General features: G+C 56.8%; 18 protein-coding genes. 6 read left to right on the top strand and 12 right to left on the bottom strand.

Features of this window, described 5'->3' with window-relative positions; genetic code table 11:
* Positions 1-24: 24 nt before the first annotated feature.
* The 5 genes from ubiA to malK all read right to left on the bottom strand — a co-directional run bounded on the left by ubiA (position 25) and on the right by malK (position 5,129).
* Positions 25-894 carry a 4-hydroxybenzoate octaprenyltransferase gene (gene ubiA, locus ACSVHP_RS15785; protein ID WP_447552389.1) on the bottom strand — a complete coding sequence of 290 codons (870 nt, stop codon included), beginning with the start codon at positions 892-894 and terminating at the stop codon, positions 25-27.
* 13 nt (positions 895-907) lie between these two features.
* On the bottom strand, positions 908-1,405 hold the full coding sequence (gene ubiC / locus ACSVHP_RS15780) for a chorismate lyase (protein WP_447552388.1): 498 nt from the start codon (positions 1,403-1,405) through the stop codon (positions 908-910).
* Between the two features lie 180 nt (positions 1,406-1,585).
* On the bottom strand, positions 1,586-2,527 hold the full coding sequence (malM, locus tag ACSVHP_RS15775; RefSeq protein ID WP_447552386.1) for a maltose operon protein MalM: 942 nt from the start codon (positions 2,525-2,527) through the stop codon (positions 1,586-1,588).
* 113 nt (positions 2,528-2,640) lie between these two features.
* Positions 2,641-3,948 carry a maltoporin gene (locus ACSVHP_RS15770; RefSeq protein ID WP_234674895.1) on the bottom strand — a complete coding sequence of 436 codons (1,308 nt, stop codon included), beginning with the start codon at positions 3,946-3,948 and terminating at the stop codon, positions 2,641-2,643.
* A gap of 71 nt (positions 3,949-4,019) precedes the next feature.
* On the bottom strand, positions 4,020-5,129 hold the full coding sequence (malK, locus tag ACSVHP_RS15765; RefSeq protein WP_234674874.1) for a maltose/maltodextrin ABC transporter ATP-binding protein MalK: 1,110 nt from the start codon (positions 5,127-5,129) through the stop codon (positions 4,020-4,022).
* A gap of 370 nt (positions 5,130-5,499) precedes the next feature.
* Between malK and malE the strand changes: the two genes are divergently transcribed.
* The 3 genes from malE to malG all read left to right on the top strand — a co-directional run bounded on the left by malE (position 5,500) and on the right by malG (position 9,262).
* A complete protein-coding gene (gene malE, locus ACSVHP_RS15760; protein WP_234674875.1) occupies positions 5,500-6,690 on the top strand; it encodes a maltose/maltodextrin ABC transporter substrate-binding protein MalE in 1,191 nt (396 codons plus the stop codon).
* Between the two features lie 125 nt (positions 6,691-6,815).
* Entirely contained in the window at positions 6,816-8,357 is a 1,542-nt protein-coding gene (malF, locus tag ACSVHP_RS15755) for a maltose ABC transporter permease MalF (RefSeq protein ID WP_234674876.1), read from the top strand.
* 14 nt (positions 8,358-8,371) lie between these two features.
* Positions 8,372-9,262 carry a maltose ABC transporter permease MalG gene (gene malG, locus ACSVHP_RS15750; RefSeq protein ID WP_238460993.1) on the top strand — a complete coding sequence of 297 codons (891 nt, stop codon included), beginning with the start codon at positions 8,372-8,374 and terminating at the stop codon, positions 9,260-9,262.
* Between the two features lie 85 nt (positions 9,263-9,347).
* Here malG and psiE read toward each other — a convergent pair whose 3' ends face one another.
* The 6 genes from psiE to pgi form a co-directional block, all read right to left on the bottom strand.
* Complete coding sequence (gene psiE / locus ACSVHP_RS15745; RefSeq protein WP_417313478.1) at positions 9,348-9,758, bottom strand: phosphate-starvation-inducible protein PsiE; 411 nt, start codon at positions 9,756-9,758, stop codon at positions 9,348-9,350.
* A gap of 201 nt (positions 9,759-9,959) precedes the next feature.
* Entirely contained in the window at positions 9,960-12,056 is a 2,097-nt protein-coding gene (locus ACSVHP_RS15740; protein WP_234674878.1) for a YjbH domain-containing protein, read from the bottom strand.
* Positions 12,056-12,793 (bottom strand): capsule biosynthesis GfcC family protein, encoded by a 738-nt coding sequence (locus tag ACSVHP_RS15735; protein ID WP_417313480.1) that lies wholly within the window; start codon positions 12,791-12,793, stop codon positions 12,056-12,058. The genes ACSVHP_RS15740 and ACSVHP_RS15735 overlap by 1 nt, the downstream gene beginning before the upstream one ends.
* Positions 12,790-13,428: a YjbF family lipoprotein gene (locus ACSVHP_RS15730; protein ID WP_447552384.1), complete on the bottom strand. Its 639-nt coding sequence runs from the start codon at positions 13,426-13,428 to the stop codon at positions 12,790-12,792. Before ACSVHP_RS15730 ends, ACSVHP_RS15735 begins: the two co-directional genes overlap by 4 nt.
* 63 nt (positions 13,429-13,491) lie before the next feature.
* Entirely contained in the window at positions 13,492-13,734 is a 243-nt protein-coding gene (gene yjbE / locus ACSVHP_RS15725) for an exopolysaccharide production protein YjbE (RefSeq protein ID WP_234674881.1), read from the bottom strand.
* A 365-nt stretch (positions 13,735-14,099) separates the two neighbouring features.
* Positions 14,100-15,749 (bottom strand): glucose-6-phosphate isomerase, encoded by a 1,650-nt coding sequence (gene pgi, locus ACSVHP_RS15720; protein ID WP_447552383.1) that lies wholly within the window; start codon positions 15,747-15,749, stop codon positions 14,100-14,102.
* 375 nt (positions 15,750-16,124) lie between these two features.
* Between pgi and lysC the strand changes: the two genes are divergently transcribed.
* The 3 genes from lysC (at position 16,125) to ACSVHP_RS15705 (ending at position 18,835) form a co-directional block, all read left to right on the top strand.
* Positions 16,125-17,474, top strand: a complete 1,350-nt coding sequence (gene lysC, locus ACSVHP_RS15715; protein WP_234674883.1) for a lysine-sensitive aspartokinase 3 — start codon at positions 16,125-16,127, stop codon at positions 17,472-17,474.
* Positions 17,475-17,566: 92 nt separating this feature from the next.
* On the top strand, positions 17,567-18,511 hold the full coding sequence (gene panS / locus ACSVHP_RS15710) for a ketopantoate/pantoate/pantothenate transporter PanS (protein WP_417313921.1): 945 nt from the start codon (positions 17,567-17,569) through the stop codon (positions 18,509-18,511).
* A 51-nt stretch (positions 18,512-18,562) separates the two neighbouring features.
* A complete protein-coding gene (locus ACSVHP_RS15705; protein WP_234674885.1) occupies positions 18,563-18,835 on the top strand; it encodes a DUF3811 domain-containing protein in 273 nt (90 codons plus the stop codon).
* Here ACSVHP_RS15705 and rluF read toward each other — a convergent pair whose 3' ends face one another.
* On the bottom strand, positions 18,836-19,708 hold the full coding sequence (gene rluF / locus ACSVHP_RS15700) for a 23S rRNA pseudouridine(2604) synthase RluF (RefSeq protein WP_447552382.1): 873 nt from the start codon (positions 19,706-19,708) through the stop codon (positions 18,836-18,838).
* Positions 19,709-19,736: the final 28 nt, after the last annotated feature.

The raw sequence follows: 19,736 nt of genomic DNA, 5'->3' as shown, positions 1-19,736 counted from the left end.
GGCAGCCATCCGGCTGCCGTTCTTTTATGAGAAGTAGCTCATCGCTAGCCCTAAAAACAGCACCAGGCCAACGTAGTTATTGTTCAGAAACGCTTTAAAGCAGGCTTCGCGCTCGCGCTTCGCAATCAGCTTCTGCTGATACGCAAACAGCAGACCCGCTACCAGCACCGACCAGTAGAACGCCCAGTTCAGCCCGTTCAGGCGACCAATCGCCACCATCAGCGCCAGCACCGCCACCTGCAAAATACCGATGATCAGCCTGTCGTGACGACCAAACAGGATAGCGGTTGATTTGATGCCAATCTTCAGGTCATCGTCCCGATCGACCATTGCGTACTGCGTGTCGTACGCCACCGCCCAGAGGATATTGGCGAGGAACATCAGCCAGCAGCTCAGCGGCACCGTTTCGCTCACCGCCGCAAACGCCATCGGGATCGACCAGCCAAAGGCCGCCCCCAGCACCACCTGCGGCAGATGGGTGTAACGCTTCATAAACGGATAGACCCACGCCAGCGCCAGCGCGGCGACGGACAGCAGGATGGTCATGGTATTCAGCGTTAACACCAGCAGGAACGAGAGCACCACCAGCACCACAAACAGCGTGCGGGCCTCTTTCTCTGTGACCTGGCCGCTCGGCAGCGGACGGTTAGCCGTGCGCTTAACGTGGCCGTCAAACTTACGGTCGGCGTAGTCGTTAACCACGCATCCCGCCGCGCGCATCAGCCAGACGCCCGCAACAAACACCGCGAGGATCCACAGCGGCGGCAGGCCGGGCGTCGCGACCCACAGCGCCCATAAGGTTGGCCACAGCAGCAGCAACGCGCCGATGGGTTTATCCGTTCGCATTAAGCGGTGATAGGCCAGCAGCTTGTCCTGCGTCAGGCTCCACTCCATTTTTTTCTTCCTCTTAGTACAACGGCGATGCCGGTAAGAAAAGCTCCGTCAGCATTAACGGTTTACCGCTCAGGCGAAGGCGGGAACGTCGCCCCCACAGGTCGGCATCGCGACCAATCTCAATAAAATCACGCGTCAGTTCAGACGAGGTAAAAAGATAGCGCCCCAGCGGGGTTTTACCCAGTTTTTGTAGCGCAAGCTCAGGACCGGATAGCGTGGATTCGGGCACGACTGTACGCCCGGCCAGCCACGGCTCGCCGTCGGCACAGAGCAGGATTTCACGCAGCCAGTAGCGTTCTTCCAGCGGCAGCAGCGGCAGTTCGCTGGCGATCGCCTCAGCGGTGACAAACCCTTCCTGAATCAGCGTCACGGTGACCGTTTTGCCCTGTTGCTCAAAACGTTTTGTCATGGAATCTTCCAGCAGCAGCCAGTCGAGCTGCTCCGGGTCAAGCGCGGGTATGTGGTCAAAATAGCGCAGCGCACGCAGTTGCGTTAGCGCGGGGTGTGACATGCCAGACTCTCCGATACATAACGTAAAGGCATTGTATCGCAGAAAAGCGGATTGAGGGCGGGCAAACGCTATTTAGCGATCACATTCGCAACAATGGCGCAACAGCGCGGGCGACGCCAAAAAAAGTGCGCCCACTCAGGCGCACTAAAACGAACAAATCAGCACTGTGGGGGACGGCTGTCACCCCTTGCCTTTTACACTGCTGATAAAGGTGGAACGGGCAGTGGTGGAACCTAAACGCTCGGCTTCATCAAGCAGCTTGAGGGCTTTGTCGACATCACCGCTCTTCACGGCCTGCTTAATGGCGTTATTGAAGTAGGTTTCGGTGTCATTCAGCACCGGCTCGGATTTTTTCGCAGGGGCCGGGGCGGTGGCTGGTGCGGCGGCAACAGGCGCAGCATAAACAGGTGACGCGGTATTACCCACGGTAACCGGACCCGGGCCTGAAGAGCCAAACAGTGGGCCAACCAGTACGCTGGAGGCGCTGTTAGTGGAAACTTTCAGCTTAATCAGACCATCGGTAGTGTGGCGGGCAAGCGGATCCGGAATATCCGGTACGGAGTTGCCGGTGCCTTTCGCGTAGGCTTTCGCCGGGTCAACCAGCTTTGTGGTCTGCTGCAAATCTTTTTCTGTGGTGAATACCAGCACGTAAATTTTCTGCTGGCCTAACGCTGGGGTCAGACGCATTACGCCTTGCAGACGATCGGCGCTCATCACGCCCGGTTCCTGATAGCTAAAATAGTCGCTCGGGAAGAAGGCCGATGGCGTCATGTTCTGATCGAGGATCAGCACGTTAGGCGCGAAGACGCTGGTTTGTTTGTTCACTTCACTGGTCAGGGTGAGAGTCAGCTCGCCAATATTCGCGGGCACGCTGTAGGCGGCAACCGGGCCGGTGATACCCGCAACGTTCAGCTGTTGACCACCCGTTGGAAGCTGTGTGGACTGCGTTTTAGATTGATCGACGGGGGTCCAGGTCAGCTGCTGAAGCGCCGCCGCCTGGATAGCAGGCGCAGCGCTGGTGTTTTGCGGTACGAAATTAACATCTGCAAACGTGATGGCGGGAGCACTAGCCAGCAGCCCCGCAGAGAGGCACAGCGCGACGAGACTTTTCTTCATTTTCATTGTTATTACCTCTGATAGCGTGAGCACTGCGGTGGCCAGGCAATAGCGCGCAGCACCCTAAGGAGAGAGGGGCTTGCGCCCCTCTTTTAGGTCATTACGTCAGGTCTATCGAATTACCACCAGATTTCCATCTGAGCACCGAAGGTCCACTCGTCAGAGTCGCCACGGCTGAAGGTTTTCGCGGAAGTGTCGCTGTATGCCACGCCAGAGGTGTAACCAGTGTCACCGTTGTTCGCATAACCCCATTTCTCATCCCACTTCGCATAGGTTGCGAAGACACGGATAGCCGGACGGGACCAGATGCTGTCGCCTGCCTGCCACTGCTGTGCCAGGGTGATTTTGTACTGGCTGTTTTTGTCGTCAGTTTTCTGAGACTTAACGTTGTCGTAGCCCACTTCCAGCAGGGTGCTCATGATCGGCGTCCATTTGAACATTGGACGAACACCAACAGTCCACCACTCGGTCCCGTTGTTGTTGTCACGATCGATGTTCTGGTACATACCGACATACATCAGGTCCCAACGGTCTGCCAGGGTGATTGCACCGTGGTCCAGCACACGCCACATGGAGCCGTCGTTATCAACGCTACCGCCTTGTGGGATACCTTTACCGTTAGAGGTCATAGAGTCCGTGCCGTACTGAAGAACGAACTTGTTGAAGCCTTTTAACATGCTCTGGGTGTGTTCAGCGGTGAACAACCAGCCGTCTTTTGATGCGCCAGGCTGTAAGTAGTAATCGTCAGGAATGTTGGTGTGACCATAGTCAACGCCCAGTTCCAGCGTACCGCCCGGGTTAGTTTCCAGACCCGCTAAGCGGACGTCGAAGACATCGTTTGGTACCACGTTGTCATAAATACGGTCACCGTTCGCATCACGATCGGCGAAGGTTGCAGAACCGCCGGCTTCAGAAGAACGGGTTGCCGCCAGAGACAATTTACCAAAGCCCAGGTCGATGTTTTCGATACCCGCACCAGGACCAGAAATATCCCAGTAGTAGAAGTCGATCATGTGAACGTCATGACGCTGATAGAAGCGCTTACCGGCCCAGATGGTGGAGCCTGGCAGCCATTCAATCAGGTTTTTACCCTGCACGTTTGCTTCACGGAAGGCCGGGCTGGTGGATTCCCAGTCGTTCTGCTGAGATACGGAATACGCGACGTTGGTGTCGAAGTAGAAGCTCTTATCGCCCTCTTTCCACACTTCCTGGCCCAGTTTCAACTCAGCATAGGTTTCACATTCGTTACCCAGACGATATTTACTTTGAGCACCTGTTGCCTGGAAACACTGTTGTTCACCGCCGCTCCCGGTCCAGCCGATGCCGGAACGAGCATAACCTTTAAAGTCGACAGCGCCGGCTTGAGCAGACAAAATGCCTGCCGCAATGGCGACCGCCAGAGGGACTTTGCGCAGAGTAATCATTATTCTATCTCCTGAGATCATTGCTTTTCTTTGAACACTTCACCTGTTGGCTTCGTGTTTTCTTTTGGGATTGCTTAAACGCCTGGCTCTTTATGCAGCCGACGACATGCTGTGCCATCCTCACGGAACAGATGGCAACGCTCTGGCGGCAAGCCGATAGCGAATGTGGCACCCTCTTCTACCAACACCACGTCGTTCTGGCGGTAGACCAGGTTCTGACGGATGGCGGGGATCTGGATATGAATCTGTGTTTCGTGACCAAGCTGTTCGACGACCTGAACGACACCTTCGAGCGTCACATCGGCGATGTGGCTAGGCAGTAAATGTTCAGGACGAATACCCAGGGACATGTTTGCCCCGACCTGTACGTTGGCGCTGTCGACCGGCAGCCATACCTGCTGGCGGTTAGGCAGCTCCACCTGTACCTGTTCAATGGCTGTTGCGGTCACTTTGACGGGCAGGAAGTTCATCTTTGGCGAGCCAATAAAGCCCGCAACAAAGCGGTCTGCCGGGTAGTGATACAGCTCCAGCGGTTTACCCACCTGCGCCACGCGACCGGCGTCCAGCACCACGATTTTGTCGGCCAGCGTCATCGCTTCGACCTGATCGTGGGTGACGTAAATCATCGTGCGCCCAAGGCGCTTGTGCAGACGGGAGATTTCGATACGCATCTGGACGCGCAGGGCGGCATCCAGGTTGGAGAGAGGTTCATCGAGCAGGAACACGCGCGGTTCGGCCACCAGGGTACGGCCAATCGCCACACGCTGACGCTGACCGCCGGAAAGCGCTTTTGGCTTACGCTCCAGCAGGTGCGCCAGCTGCAACACTTCCGCCACCTGGGTGACGCGCTGGTTAATCACCTCTTTCTTCGCCCCCGCCAGCTTCAGGCCAAAGGACATGTTTTCGGCCACGGAAAGATGGGGGTAAAGCGCATAGGACTGGAACACCATGCCAACGCCGCGTTCGGCGGGCGGGATGTCGTTCATTCGGGTATCACCAATAAACAAATCGCCGCTGGTGATGGTTTCAAGACCGGCAATCATACGCAGCAGAGTTGATTTACCGCAGCCAGATGGGCCAACAAACACCACGAATTCACCTTCGTGGATGTCGAGATTGATGTCTTTCGACACCACCACTTCGCCCCAGGCTTTCGTTACATTACGCAGCTGTACGCTCGCCATGCCCTTCTCCCTTCGTTACAACCTGTCGCCGACAGAAACATTCAAGATAAGTTCACTATGGGGGTTCCATTACTTTCGTGAATCCTCCACCCCCCGGCTTTTTTATGGGGGAGGAGGCGGGAGGATGAGAGAGCAGGCTCTGCGACCGCAGCCGGGGCGCTGTGGCGAAAATCGTGAAGCCGCCTGCAAAATTCAGTGTGTTTTTATGTGCGCCAGCACTCATAACTTAAATTTATGCAACAGAGATCACATAAAGCAGGGGTGGGGCGTAGGAGTCAGGAGGATGGAAAGAGGATGTCAAATAAGGAGACTGAGTCACGTTGAACCACCTCATGTATCCACGAGCACATCACCAAAAAGGATGGCAGATATGAAGATCAAGACTGGCGCACGCGTTTTCGCATTGTCCGCCCTGGCAGCAATGATGATTTCCGCACCGGCTCTCGCCAAAATTGAAGAAGGTAAGCTGGTTATCTGGATTAACGGCGACAAGGGCTATAACGGCCTGGCCGAAGTGGGCAAAAAATTCGAGAAAGACACCGGCATCAAAGTCACCGTTGAGCACCCGGACAAGCTGGAAGAGAAATTCCCGCAGGTTGCGGCTACCGGTGACGGCCCGGACATTATCTTCTGGGCGCATGACCGCTTCGGTGGTTACGCGCAGTCTGGCCTGCTGGCTGAAATCACGCCGGACAAGAGCTTCCAGGACAAACTGTTCCCGTTCACCTGGGACGCCGTTCGCTATAACGGCAAGCTGATTGCTTACCCGGTGGCGGTTGAAGCGCTCTCCCTGATTTACAACAAAGACCTGGTGCCAAACCCACCGAAAACCTGGGAAGAGATCCCTGCCCTGGATAAAGAGCTGAAGGCGAAGGGTAAATCCGCGCTGATGTTCAACCTGCAAGAGCCGTACTTCACCTGGCCGCTGATTGCTGCCGACGGCGGTTACGCGTTCAAGTTTGAAAACGGCAAATACGACGTGAAAGACGTGGGCGTGGACAGCGCTGGCGCGAAAGCGGGTCTGACCTTCCTGGTCGATCTGATCAAGAACAAACACATGAACGCCGATACCGATTACTCCATTGCCGAAGCGGCGTTCAACAAGGGCGAAACCGCGATGACCATCAACGGTCCGTGGGCCTGGAGCAACATCGATAAGAGCAAAATCAACTACGGCGTGACGCTGCTGCCAACCTTCAAAGGCAAGCCGTCTAAACCGTTCGTTGGCGTGCTGAGCGCGGGCATCAACGCCGCCAGCCCGAACAAAGAGCTGGCGAAAGAGTTCCTCGAAAACTACCTGCTGACCGATCAGGGTCTGGATGAAGTGAACAAGGACAAGCCGCTGGGTGCCGTGGCGCTGAAATCCTTCCAGGACCAGTTAGCGAAAGATCCGCGCATTGCCGCGACCATGGATAACGCCCAGAAAGGCGAAATCATGCCGAACATCCCACAGATGGCTGCGTTCTGGTACGCAACCCGTACCGCCGTCATCAACGCCGCAAGCGGTCGCCAGACCGTTGATGCCGCGCTGAAAGATGCTCAGGGTCGTATTACTAAGTAATGCCGTAGTTCCCTCTCCCTTTGGGAGAGGGTTAGGGTGAGGGTTGTCGCTATCCGCACGCCCTCACCCCGGCCCTCTCCCCCAGGAGAGGGAGAAAAGATCAAACGTTGTAGAGGAAGAACCCCATGGATGTCATTAAAAAGAAGCACTGGTGGCAAAGCGACGCGCTGAAGTGGTCAGTGATAGGTCTGCTGTGTCTGCTGGTGGGTTACCTTGTTGTTTTAATGTACGTGCAGGGGGAGTACCTGTTCGCCATCATGACGCTGATTTTAAGCTCTGCTGGCCTGTATATTTTCGCCAACCGTAAAGCCTATGCCTGGCGCTATGTTTACCCTGGCGTGGCCGGGATGGGGCTGTTCGTCCTGTTCCCGCTGATTTGTACCATCGCTATCGCCTTCACCAACTACAGCAGCACCAACCAGCTGGCGCAGGAGCGTGCGCAGCAGGTGCTTCTGGACAGGTCGTATCAGGCGGGCAAAACCTTTAACTTTGGCCTCTATCCCGAAGGTGACGAGTGGAAGTTAGCACTCACTGACGGCGAGAGCGGCAAAACCTATCTCTCCGACGCCTTTAAGATTGGCGGCGAGCAGAAGCTGGCCTTAAAAGAGGCGGCTCTGCCAGAGGGTGAACGCGCCAACCTGCGCGTGATTACCCAGAACCGTCAGGCGCTGACCCAGCTCACCGCCGTGCTGCCAGACGACAGCAAAGTGACCATGAGCTCGCTGCGCCAGTTCTCCGGCACCCGGCCGCTCTATACGCTTGCTGACGACGGCACCCTGACCAACAACCAGAGCGGCGTGAAGTATCGCCCGAACAACGACATCGGTTTCTATCAGTCCATCACCGCCGACGGCAAATGGGGCGACGACAAGCTCAGCCCGGGCTATACCGTCACCATCGGCTGGGACAACTTTACCCGCGTGTTCACTGACGAAGGCATTCAGAAACCCTTCTTCGCCATCTTCGTCTGGACGGTGGTCTTCTCGGTGCTGACGGTGATCCTCACCGTGGCGGTCGGCATGATTCTGGCGTGTCTGGTGCAGTGGGAATCCCTCAAGGGCAAAGCGATTTACCGCGTGCTGCTGATCCTGCCCTACGCCGTACCGTCGTTTATCTCGATTCTGATTTTCAAAGGGCTGTTCAACCAGAGCTTCGGTGAAATCAACATGATGCTGAGCGCGCTGTTCGGTATCAAACCGGCCTGGTTTAGCGACCCGACCACCGCCCGTTCGATGATTGTTATCGTCAACACCTGGCTCGGCTATCCGTACATGATGATCCTGTGCATGGGGCTGCTGAAGGCGATTCCGGACGACCTGTACGAAGCCTCGGCGATGGACGGCGCGGGCCCGTTCCAGAACTTCTTCAAAATTACGCTGCCGCTGCTGATCAAGCCGCTGACGCCGCTGATGATTGCCAGCTTCGCCTTTAACTTTAACAATTTCGTGCTGATTCAGCTGTTGACCAACGGCGGCCCTGACCGTCTTGGCACCACCACGCCAGCGGGCTATACCGACCTGCTCGTGAGCTACACCTACCGTATCGCCTTCGAAGGCGGCGGCGGTCAGGACTTCGGTCTGGCGGCAGCGATTGCCACCCTGATCTTCCTGCTGGTGGGCGCTCTGGCGATTGTGAACCTGAAAGCCACACGTATGAAATTTGACTAAGGAGGGCACAGAATATGTCTATGGTACAACCCAAATCTCAGAAGCTGCGCCTCCTGGCGACGCACCTAGGCCTGCTGATTTTTATCGCGGCGATCATGTTCCCGCTGCTGATGGTTATCGCCATCTCCCTGCGCTCGGGTAACTTCGCCACCGGGAGCCTGATCCCGGACGAAATCTCCTGGGAGCACTGGAAGCTGGCGCTGGGCTTTAGCGTAGAGCACGCCGACGGCCGCGTCACCCCGCCGCCGTTCCCGGTGCTGCTGTGGCTGTGGAACTCGGTGAAAATCGCCGGTATTACCGCCATTGGCATTGTGGCGCTGTCCACCACCTGTGCCTACGCCTTCGCCCGTATGCGTTTCCCGGGCAAAGCCACGCTGCTCAAAGGGATGCTGATTTTCCAGATGTTCCCGGCGGTGCTGTCGCTGGTGGCGTTGTATGCCTTGTTTGACCGTCTGGGGCAGTACGTGCCGTTTATCGGCCTGAACACCCACGGCGGGGTGATCTTCGCCTATCTTGGCGGTATCGCGCTGCATGTGTGGACCATCAAGGGCTATTTCGAAACCATCGACGGCTCGCTGGAAGAAGCGGCGGCGCTGGATGGCGCAACCCCGTGGCAGGCGTTCCGCCTGGTGCTGCTGCCGCTGTCGGTGCCTATCCTGGCGGTGGTGTTTATCCTGTCGTTTATCGCCGCGATCACCGAAGTTCCGGTCGCCTCCCTGCTGCTGCGTGATGTGAACAGCTACACGCTGGCGGTCGGGATGCAGCAATACCTCAACCCGCAAAACTACCTGTGGGGCGACTTTGCCGCCGCGGCGGTTCTTTCAGCCATCCCGATCACCGTGGTGTTCCTGCTGGCCCAGCGCTGGCTGGTTAACGGCCTGACGGCAGGCGGTGTGAAAGGCTAAGTTTCACTGTGTTATGCCACTGCAACCCTCAACTTTGACTTATTACTTGTGACTGTTATTTGGCGCTCTTCGGAGCGCCCTTTTTTTATTCGCGTTTCAGCCGCTTCGAGTTACACAGCCAGAGGGTGATCACCAGCAGCAGGATCGCCGCCGAGTAGATCAGCACGTCGAGAGGGGATTTATGATCGACGACGATCAGCCGCACAATCGCCGTGATCCCGATATAGACAAAATAGCGCAGCGGGAAGTGAAAGCCGGACTGAAAGTACTTCACAATCAGGGCGATAAATTCAAAGTAGAGAAAGTAGACCACCAGCCCTTCAACCAGCTGGTATTTGCTGGTTTGTTCCGGGGCGAACAGCACATCCGCCAGATGCACCGTTTCTTTACCGAGAAAGACCACTAGGATCAGGCCAAGGCAGAGCAGACCGAGGTTCAGCACGGTCTGGAGGATGGTTGAGATAAACTCAACGCGCGGACGAGTCAGGGATGTCATACAGCACCTCATTCTCCAGGGCGAGGTTCCTGTATAACGCAAAAATGTGACGGGGATCTATATTTTTTGTTTATGTTTGACGCAACACCGACGATTGCCCCTCACCCCGGCCCTCTCCCCAAAGGGGCGAGGGAGAAAAGACGGCTCCGGTCGATCCCCTCTCCCCTTAGGGGAGAGGGTTAGGGTGAGGGGAAAGAAGCATCAGCGGAAGTTAATATTCTTATCGCTCGTCATGTCATACAGCTGGAACTTACGTCCAAGCTGCTGCCCGCCGTCGCGCGTCAGCGGCGTCCAGCCAATCGCGGCGCGGCTGCGGGTTGCGCCTGACGAGAACAGATCCAGCGGAATCGACACATACACGCCTTTGGTGAAGTCCCCTTCCCCGTACTCGTCCGGCGACACGTTGGTGATGGTGGCGTAACCGCCCACTACCACGCCGCTGTCGAAGTGTTTAGAGATATCCAGCGTACCGCCCTTATCCCCCGCCAGATACTGCCCGACGCTGGCTTTCACCAGCACGTCCTGGGCAAACGACGGTGTCCAGTAGGCGGTCAGATGGCCGGTTTTAACGCTGTAGTCGGTGAACTTCATCATGTCCTGCGCGCTGCGCCAGTCGCGCTGCTTCACGTAGTTCGCATCCACGCCAAACGCCCAGTTGCTGTCCACCGGACGGTACAGCACTTCTGCCCCCGCGCCGCCGTACATGGTTTCCAGATACCCGCCGTACACCTGGCCGTAGAAGCCGTTGCCGAAGTACTGGAAGTAGTTGGCTTGCAGGTTATTCACGTAGGCGTCGTTCTGCACGTATTCACGCACGCGGGTACGCACGCGCGGCAGCTTCGAGTCGCTCGGCGGGTTGGTGTAGTTAAATTTGTCGTAGTTATTGGCGATATTGCCAAACAGGCTACCGGTGGTAAGCAGGTGGTCGGTGACCCACAGATCCGCCGTTGCCATCACGCCCAGCTGATACATGTAGAAGTTTTCCGGCCCGCCGACGGACTGGTTCAGCACCGGATCGATATGGAAATCGAACCGTGATTTATCGATATACCAGCCCTGCTCGGTGCTCTCCGGCACCACCGGCTCGACGCGTTTTTGCACCAGCTCGGTTTCGTGTCCAAGCGGCTCGCCTTCCAGATGGCGCTTGAGGCTGGCGACGTCGGTTTCGGTTGTCACCTGCGGCAGGTTGAGGCGGTTTTCGGTCACGCGGATCGTGCGGATCCCGTCCGGCAGATCGTTCATCACGATCCGGTTAGCGCGCTCGATCCCTTCGCGCGAGTCGCGGTATTTCACCTGCTCGCCGGTCACGTACAGCGTGTCGCCCTTGACCTGAATTTTCGGATCCGCCAGACCGGCGTTGTATTTCAGCAGCGTCAGCTGATTCGCCACCACGGAGTGCTGCAAAATCGCGTCCTGCGGCTGCGGCTGATACGCCGGACGCGCGTTGTCGTTGTAGTGCGGACGCATGTCGTTGAAGTTGGTGCGCAGCGTGAAGCCAAACATCACGGTGTTGCCGCGCTCGTAGCTGAGGTTAACGTCGGCCCAGTCGGTGACGCGATAAATGGCGCCGACGTTAAACTTGCTCTTCTGCTCAATTTTGCCCGCGAAATCTTCGCTGTAGTTGTTGCCTTCGTACTCCAGCTTCAGGCGCAGCGGCTGCCACGGCGTCTGGTATTCGATACCGCCAAACAGCGAGGCCGGGCCGTGGAACATCTGATCGCCGTTAACGGAACCGGCTTTCTGGTAGCTGTTGTCGCGATAGCAGTATTTGTCGCTGTAGGAGCAGAACGGGTTTTTCACGTTGCCGCTGGTGCCGAGATAGCCCCAGCCGAGGCCCAGCGAGAAGTCGAACGGCCCCCAGGCTTTGCTGGCGACCAGGTATTCCGCGTCAAACAGCCCCGTCCCGCCGATATCGCGCGCGCCCACGGAGACCTGCGGCATCCAGTAGCTCTCTTCCCACAGGCGCACCTTCAGGTCGAAGGCTTTATCTTTATAGGTCTGATTGCCCGAGAAGGCCTCCACGCTGCTGTACTCTTTCGTTCGCACGTCGGTGTAGCGCAGGGTGGTTTCGAGCCACGGGAAAAGCTGCACCGAGGCGGAGTAGTAGCGGTACTGATCGTTATCGCGATAGTTGAGGCTCAGCTCCCCTTCCCGCGCCATACGCGCGGTGGGCGTTTGCAGTAAACCGACGCCGCCAAAGTCAGACTGCGACGGGCCGATGGGCGCCGGGTACGTTTCCGCGTGGCAGGCGGCGCTGACGCACAGCGCCAGCAGGCTGTAAAGATAGGTTCTTTTCATTAATCCGGTATCCGCTGCATCAGGGTATGAAGGATATCGGCGTTAAGTCCGTCATAAGCCTTCGTCCAGAAGTGGTCGGCAAACCCGACAAAAATCACGCTGCCCGGCATGGGTTCGATATGGCGTTTATTCCAATAGGCCACCGGCGCTTTTTGCGTGCGCCCGTCCGGGTAAAGCACCCAGGCGTAGCTGTTGTCCGCCCCGCTCAGCAGGCTCTGTTCGTCGAGATAGCTCGCCACGTCCCGCCCCGGCGTAAAGGGCTTTTTGCCCGGGCTGCTGATGAGCCCCATCACGGTGACGGTGGTCGGCTGGGCCGGAAGCCACAGGCTGTATTCGCCCTCGAGCGTCGGATTACCGTTTTCCGCGACCCGCACCTTGTCCGGATCAAGATTGATAAGCTGTCGTCCTGTCACCTTCAGCGCCTGAATCTGCTGGCGCACGCTGTTGATAGCCGCCGCGTCATCGCCATCTTCCTGTTCTGCTAATCCCGTCAGTCGCGCCAGCAGGGCGCGCTGTTTTTGCTCCGCCTCAACCGACGCCTGGCGTTCGCTTATCACCGCCCCCGACCACCAGCTGTTTGCCAGACGGGGCTGACCGACGAGATCGAGCAGGTGTTCGGCGTTGGTAAGGGTTTTGGGCTGCGCGTTATCCGGCGTGTAGACCTTTACCGTGCCGGCAGACCACGCCAGCGGCGAGGTGAGGCTTGCAATCAATGCGATGCGAAAGAGCGTTTTCATTGTTTCGCCGCCTTGATCAGGGTGGTTTTCACCGGGAAGAACCCGGCGCCGAGATACTGGAGCGACTGGCGGATCTGCCCTTCGTCGTCCACCCAGTAGCGGTTATGCCAGCTTGCCTGGTCGGTGGTGACCTCTTCGTCCAGCACCCGTACCTGCGTCACGTCGCTGCCCACGCTGACGCTGTCGGTGCCGTCCCAGCGGAAGACCGACCGCGCGGTGGCGTATCGGACCTGGTTATGTTCGGTCCAGCCCATCGTGCGCGTCCAGCCTGCGCCGTCGACGATTTGATTCGGTCTGGCGAGCGGGTCGGCCGCGAGGTTGTTCACCTCAAGCAGGTTATCCCCGCCGAGCAGGGTTTTTACGATGCGGCCATGCTGCGTCACGATGGTGGCCTGATCCTGCGTCACCCATTTCTGCTGCCCGTTTTCATCGAAAGCGAGCACCACAAACAGCTGCGGGCCATCGTTTAGCTGCATGTACTGGCTGGCATAGGGCATGTTCTGGATATCGTCATCGGTCAGGTGGACGCCTGGCGTACCGAACATGCTGTCCCACAATGAATGGCCCAGCCCTTTGGTGGTGGCTGAACACGCCTGCAACAGCAGGCAAATCAAAATGATTCCAGGTCGCTTCACGACTCTTCTCCGAGGGGGCGAAATAACCACACCGAAGTGTGGTTATGATTAAAACACCCGGTATTACTGGGTGCTGGTCGTCGTAGTGGTCGTGGTTCCGGTATTGGAGCCATCACCGCCACCGGTTGCCGCCAGCGCGACACCCACTGCTGAGCCTACGGTGCTGGTGCTGGCTGCGGTAGAACTCCCCGCAGACGCAGACGTCGCTGCCGACCCTGCTGCTTCCCCGACCTGAACCGGAGCCGCATACACAGATGTCGCCGCAAGCGCAGAGATGGCAAAAATGCCATACAGTACTTTCTTCATAACAATTTCCCTTCATTGAATGAATGGAGGTTTGCCCAAAAAGAAATTCGGGCGGAATCGAGTATACACAATTAAAGCAGCGGGTTTGGCGTGTAGGGAAATAGAGGTGGGGTTTTCGGACAATTGGATATTAATGAAATATAAGAATAATTAAACAAATATAAATTATACTAAATTCAAAAAGTTATAATAAATCTCAATTTATCCTCTCTCCGTATTATCCTAAAATAAACCGCAGTAATTAACGGGTCATCGGCTTTTTTCAGATTAAACTCAGCTCAGGAATTTGAGTTAAATAACAGACATCAGGAATTATCCGATAAAAAAATGCCGGCATATCGCCGGCATTTTTCATGGCCTGTTAATTATCCGCGCCAGGCTTTATAACGGTTAATCAAACCGTTGGTAGAGCTGTCGTGGCTAGTAATGGCTTTATCATCACCCAGCTCAGGCAGAATGCGGTTTGCCAGCTGTTTGCCCAGCTCAACGCCCCACTGGTCGAAGGTGAAGATGTTCAGGATAGCGCCCTGAGTGAAGATTTTATGCTCGTACAGGGCAATCAGCGCACCCAGGCTGAACGGCGTGATTTCGCGCAGCAGGATAGAGTTGGTTGGGCGGTTGCCTTCGAACACTTTGAACGGGACCACGTGATCCAGGGTCGCCGGATCTTTACCCTGGTCGCGGTATTCCTGCTCAACGACTTCGCGGGATTTACCAAACGCCAGCGCTTCGGTCTGAGCGAAGAAGTTAGACAGCAGCTTCGGATGGTGGTCAGACAGCGGGTTGTGGGTAATGGCTGGCGCGATGAAATCGCACGGTACCATTTTGGTGCCCTGGTGGATCAGCTGATAGAACGCGTGCTGACCGTTAGTGCCCGGCTCGCCCCAGATGATTGGGCCCGTCTGGTAATCCACCGCGTTGCCGTTACGGTCAACGTATTTACCGTTGGATTCCATATTGCCCTGCTGGAAGTACGCCGCGAAGCGGTGCATGTACTGATCGTACGGCAGGATGGCTTCGGTTTCTGCGCCGAAGAAGTTGTTGTACCAGATACCAATCAGCGCCAGCAGCACCGGCAGGTTTTTCTCGGGCGCGGTGGTGGAGAAGTGTTTATCCATCGCGTGCGCGCCGGAGAGCAGCTCAACGAAGTTGTCGAAGCCTACGGACAGAATGATGGACAGACCAATCGCGGACCACAGAGAGTAACGGCCGCCAACCCAGTCCCAGAACTCGAACATGTTCGCCGTGTCGATACCGAACTCGCCCACCGCTTTACCGTTGGTCGACAGCGCCGCGAAGTGTTTCGCCACGTGCTTGTTGTCGCCCGCGGTTTTCAGGAACCAGTCGCGCGCGCTGTGGGCGTTGGTCATGGTTTCCTGGGTGGTAAAGGTTTTAGACGCCACCAGGAACAGCGTGGTTTCCGGATTCACGTTCTTCAGCACTTCAGCGATATGGGTACCGTCAACGTTAGAGACAAAGTGCATGTTGAGGTGGTTTTTGTACGGGCGCAGCGCTTCGGTCACCATGAACGGGCCGAGGTCAGAGCCGCCGATACCGATGTTCACCACGTCGGTGATGGCTTTACCGGTATAGCCTTTCCAGCTGCCGGAGATGATGGCTTCAGAGAAGGCTTTCATCTTTTCCAGCACCGTGTTCACTTCCGGCATCACATCTTTGCCGTCAACGATGATAGGAGTATTGCTACGGTTACGCAGGGCGACGTGCAGCACGGCACGGTCTTCGGTGCGGTTGATCTTCTCACCGGAGAACATGGATTTGATGGCGTCGGCAAGCTCAGTCTCTTTCGCCAGATCCTGCAATTTCGCCAGCGTTTCTTCGGTGATGCGGTTTTTGGAGAAATCCACCAGCATCAGGTCGTCGAAGGTCGCGGAGAACTTGCTGAAACGATCGCCGTCTTTCGCGAACAGATCCGCGATAGTAACGTCTTTCATTTCATCAAAATGTTTCTGTAGTGCCTGCCAGGCAGCGGTCTGCGTTGGGTTGATGTTTTTCATTAGCAATACTCTTCTGATTTGAGAATTGTGACTGCGGTCGATTGTAGCGCCTGCGAACAAAAATTGTGATGGTTTTTATGCCATTGCCCTGGCCTGCATCAATCGCGAGTGAAAAGACCCAAAGAGTATAGTTGCTAAACCCCGCCCCGGACGGCGTGGAATGTCGTTCAGAAAGACCTTATTTGCAGAATAAAATAATGGCTTGTTATAAGTACTGTTACTGAGGGGGGCACCCCCATGAAAAATCCGCATAATCCCAGCATTGACAGGACCTCCCCCGCATTTTATTTATAGGGCCGTATTTTGCGCCTGCACCTGTTTTCGTAGCTTTCTTGTGCCATGGTCGCTTTATTCATTCCCTGACACGAGGTTGTTATGACGAGTTTTGTGGTCGCTAAATTTGGCGGCACCAGTGTGGCTGATTACGATGCCATGAACCGCAGCGCCGATGTGGTGCTGGCCGATCCGAATACCCGCCTGGTAGTGCTTTCTGCCTCCGCTGGCGTGACGAACCTGCTGGTTTCTCTGTCTGAAGGACTGGAAGCGACAGAACGCTTCGTGAAGCTCGATGCGCTGCGCAAAATTCAGTTCGACATCCTCGAACGTATGCAGAACCCGAACGTGATCCGCGAAGAAGTTGAGCGTCTGCTGGAAAACATCACTACCCTGGCAGAAGCCGCGTCGCTGGCGACCTCCACCGCCCTGACCGACGAACTGGTCAGCCATGGCGAGCTAATGTCGACCCTGCTGTTCGTTGAGATCCTGCGCGAGCGCAACGTTCAGTCGCAGTGGTTCGATGTGCGTAAAGTGATGCGCACCAGCGACCGTTTTGGTCGCGCAGAGCCGGACATCGACGCGCTGGCGGAGCTGACGGCCCAGCAGCTGGCGCCGCGCCTGGCGGAAGGCATTGTCATTACGCAGGGCTTTATCGGCAGCGAAGCCAAAGGCCGCACCACCACGCTTGGCCGTGGCGGCAGTGATTACACCGCGGCGCTGCTCGGCGAAGCGCTGCACGCGACCCGCGTCGACATCTGGACCGACGTACCGGGCATTTACACCACCGACCCGCGCGTGGTGCCTGCCGCAAAACGTATCGACGTCATTGCGTTTGAAGAGGCCGCTGAAATGGCGACCTTCGGCGCGAAGGTGCTGCACCCGGCCACGCTGCTGCCTGCGGTGCGTAGCGATATCCCGGTGTTCGTGGGCTCCAGCAAAGATCCGAAAGCGGGCGGCACGCTGGTCAGCAAGAAAACCGAGAACCCGCCGCTGTTCCGCGCGCTGGCCCTGCGCCGTCGCCAGACGCTGGTCACGCTGCACAGCCACAATATGCTGCATTCACGCGGTTTCCTGGCGGAAGTGTTCAGCATTCTGGCGCGCCATAATATCTCGGTCGATCTGATCACCACTTCAGAAGTGAGCATCGCCCTGACGCTGGACACTACCGGCTCGACCTCTACCGGCGATACGCTGTTGACCCAGTCGCTGCTGATCGAGCTGTCCGAACTGTGCCGCGTTGAGGTGGAAGAAGATCTGGCGCTGGTTGCCATCATCGGCAACAAGCTGTCGCGCGCCTGCGGCGTGGGCAAAGAGGTGTTTGGCGTGCTCGACCCGTTCAGCATTCGTATGATTTGCTACGGCGCGTCCAGCTACAACCTCTGCTTCCTGGTGCCTGCCGATCAGGCAGAGCAGGTCGTGCAAAAACTTCATCAGAATTTGTTTGAATAATATTCGTTAGCACGATAAACAATACCTATAAGCCGGGCACAGACCCGGCTTTTTCATAACTAAACAACACGACAATACTGCAAGGAAATCCTATGTTATCCGCCATCACGCGGCTGTTCCCGTTATGGGCGCTGCTGCTCTCCGTACTCGCGTATTACACTCCCACCCACTTCACGGGCATTGGCCCCTGGGTAACCACGCTGCTGATGCTGATTATGCTCGGCATGGGCGTGCATCTGAAAATCGACGACTTTAAACGCGTGCTGTCGCGCCCCGCGCCCGTCGCTGCCGGGATATTCCTGCACTATCTGGTGATGCCCCTCGCGGCCTGGCTGCTGGCGATGGCCTTCAAGATGCCGCCAGACCTCTCCGCCGGGATGGTGCTGGTAGGCAGCGTGGCCAGTGGGACGGCGTCCAACGTAATGATCTATCTGGCGAAAGGCGACGTGGCGCTCTCCGTCACCATCTCCTCCGTGTCGACCCTTGTGGGGGTGATTGCCACCCCGCTGCTCACTCGCCTGTATGTGGATGCCCACATTCAGGTCGACGTGATGGGAATGCTGCTGAGCATTCTGCAAATCGTGGTGATCCCGATTGCGCTGGGGCTGGCGATCCACCATCTCTTCCCTCGCGTGGTGAAGGCGGTTGAGCCGTATCTCCCGGCCTTTTCGATGGTCTGTATTCTGGCAATCATCAGCGCCGTGGTCGCGGGTTCCGCGTCGCACATCGCCTCCGTGGGCTTTGTGGTGATTGTCGCGGTAGTGCTGCATAACACCATTGGTCTGCTGGGCGGCTACTGGGGCGGGAAGCTGTTCGGCTTTGATGAATCCACCTGCCGCACGCTGGCGATAGAGGTGGGAATGCAAAACTCCGGTCTCGCGGCGGCGCTCGGCAAAATCTACTTCTCACCGCTGGCGGCGCTGCCGGGGGCGTTGTTCTCGGTGTGGCACAACCTTTCCGGCTCGCTGCTGGCAGGCTACTGGTCCGGCAAACCTATTGATGAACCAGCGAAAAAAGATGCGGTGAAACAGGGTTAACTGGCGGAAGTTGCTTTACACTGAAGCCTCACCTGTCAGGAGGCTTCAGCAATGGCGACACCACGATTAACCCAAAAAGATATGACCGAAGCCGAGCAGCGAGAACTGAAAACGCTCCTCGACCGCGCCCGCATCGCGCATGGCCGCACGCTGACCAATGCCGAAACCAATCAGGTTAAAAAAGAGTACATCGACAAGCTGATGGCCCAGCGCGAGGCCGAGGCGAAGAAAGCCCGCAAGCTGAAAAAAGAGCAGGCTTATAAACCCGATGCAGAGTCGACCTTCTCCTGGTCGGCAAATACCTCTACCCGTGGAAGGCGCTGATCAGCGCCCTTTCTTTTTGCGCCCAGGCTGGGTAAAGCGTTTGCCGTTGCCCGGCTTGCCGCGTCCCTTGTCCTCCGACGGCGGCGCTTTCACCACCGGGCGCTTAATCGCCTGCGTTTTCGGCTTGGCTTTGGCTTTCGGCTTCGCTTCGGACGAGGAGTTTTCGATAAGCCTGAACAGCTCAATCAGCTCATCGCCCGTTAAGTCACGCCACTCGCCCAGCGGAATACCGGACAGGCTGACGTTCATGATGCGGGTACGCTCCAGCTTCGTTACCTCGTAGCCAAAGTGCTCGCACATGCGGCGGATCTGGCGGTTCAGCCCCTGCACCAGCGTAATGCGAAACGCAAAAGGCGCCTCTTTTTTCACCTTACACTTTTTGGTCACGGTGCCCAGAATCGGCACGCCCGCGCCCATCCCACGAATAAACTCGTCCGTTACCGGCTTATTGACCGTAACAACGTACTCTTTCTCGTGGTCGTTCCCGGCACGCAGGATTTTGTTCACCAGATCGCCGTGGTTGGTGAGGAAGATCAGCCCCTGCGAGTCTTTGTCCAGGCGACCAATCGGGAAGATTCGGCTGCTGTGGTTAACGAAATCCACAATGTTGTCGCGCTCGCCGTCTTCCGTGGTGCTGACGATACCAACCGGTTTGTTCAACGCGATAAACACCAGGTCTTCAGCATCACGCGGTTCGATGACCTGACCATTGACCTTGACCACATCGCCAGGCACAACCTGGTCGCCGATGGTGGCGCGTTTGCCGTTAAGAAAAACGTTACCCTGTTCGATGTAACGGTCAGCCTCGCGACGTGAGCAGATCCCGCTCTCGCTAATGTATTTGTTTAATCGGGTTGATTGAGTTGGCAGCATAGTTTCTCCTGTGAAGGCGAAATATACC

It is taken from the genome of Enterobacter sp. 186315, from assembly GCF_053290175.1.
Note: the sequence above shows the minus strand (reverse complement) of the source record. Positions and strands in the feature narration are given on the sequence as shown.

Excerpts from the sequence above, each read along its gene's own strand:
- ubiA (WP_447552389.1), bottom strand. The coding sequence starts at position 894 with ATGGAGTGGAGCCTGACGCAGGACAAGCTGCTGGCCTATCACCGCTTA.
- ubiC (WP_447552388.1), bottom strand. The coding sequence starts at position 1,405 with ATGTCACACCCCGCGCTAACGCAACTGCGTGCGCTGCGCTATTTTGAC.
- malM (WP_447552386.1), bottom strand. The coding sequence starts at position 2,527 with ATGAAAATGAAGAAAAGTCTCGTCGCGCTGTGCCTCTCTGCGGGGCTG.
- malK (WP_234674874.1), bottom strand. The coding sequence starts at position 5,129 with ATGGCGAGCGTACAGCTGCGTAATGTAACGAAAGCCTGGGGCGAAGTG.
- malE (WP_234674875.1), top strand. The coding sequence starts at position 5,500 with ATGAAGATCAAGACTGGCGCACGCGTTTTCGCATTGTCCGCCCTGGCA.
- malF (WP_234674876.1), top strand. The coding sequence starts at position 6,816 with ATGGATGTCATTAAAAAGAAGCACTGGTGGCAAAGCGACGCGCTGAAG.
- malG (WP_238460993.1), top strand. The coding sequence starts at position 8,372 with ATGTCTATGGTACAACCCAAATCTCAGAAGCTGCGCCTCCTGGCGACG.
- psiE (WP_417313478.1), bottom strand. The coding sequence starts at position 9,758 with ATGACATCCCTGACTCGTCCGCGCGTTGAGTTTATCTCAACCATCCTC.
- ACSVHP_RS15740 (WP_234674878.1), bottom strand. The coding sequence starts at position 12,056 with ATGAAAAGAACCTATCTTTACAGCCTGCTGGCGCTGTGCGTCAGCGCC.
- ACSVHP_RS15735 (WP_417313480.1), bottom strand. The coding sequence starts at position 12,793 with ATGAAAACGCTCTTTCGCATCGCATTGATTGCAAGCCTCACCTCGCCG.
- yjbE (WP_234674881.1), bottom strand. The coding sequence starts at position 13,734 with ATGAAGAAAGTACTGTATGGCATTTTTGCCATCTCTGCGCTTGCGGCG.
- pgi (WP_447552383.1), bottom strand. The coding sequence starts at position 15,749 with ATGAAAAACATCAACCCAACGCAGACCGCTGCCTGGCAGGCACTACAG.
- lysC (WP_234674883.1), top strand. The coding sequence starts at position 16,125 with ATGACGAGTTTTGTGGTCGCTAAATTTGGCGGCACCAGTGTGGCTGAT.
- panS (WP_417313921.1), top strand. The coding sequence starts at position 17,567 with ATGTTATCCGCCATCACGCGGCTGTTCCCGTTATGGGCGCTGCTGCTC.
- ACSVHP_RS15705 (WP_234674885.1), top strand. The coding sequence starts at position 18,563 with ATGGCGACACCACGATTAACCCAAAAAGATATGACCGAAGCCGAGCAG.
- rluF (WP_447552382.1), bottom strand. The coding sequence starts at position 19,708 with ATGCTGCCAACTCAATCAACCCGATTAAACAAATACATTAGCGAGAGC.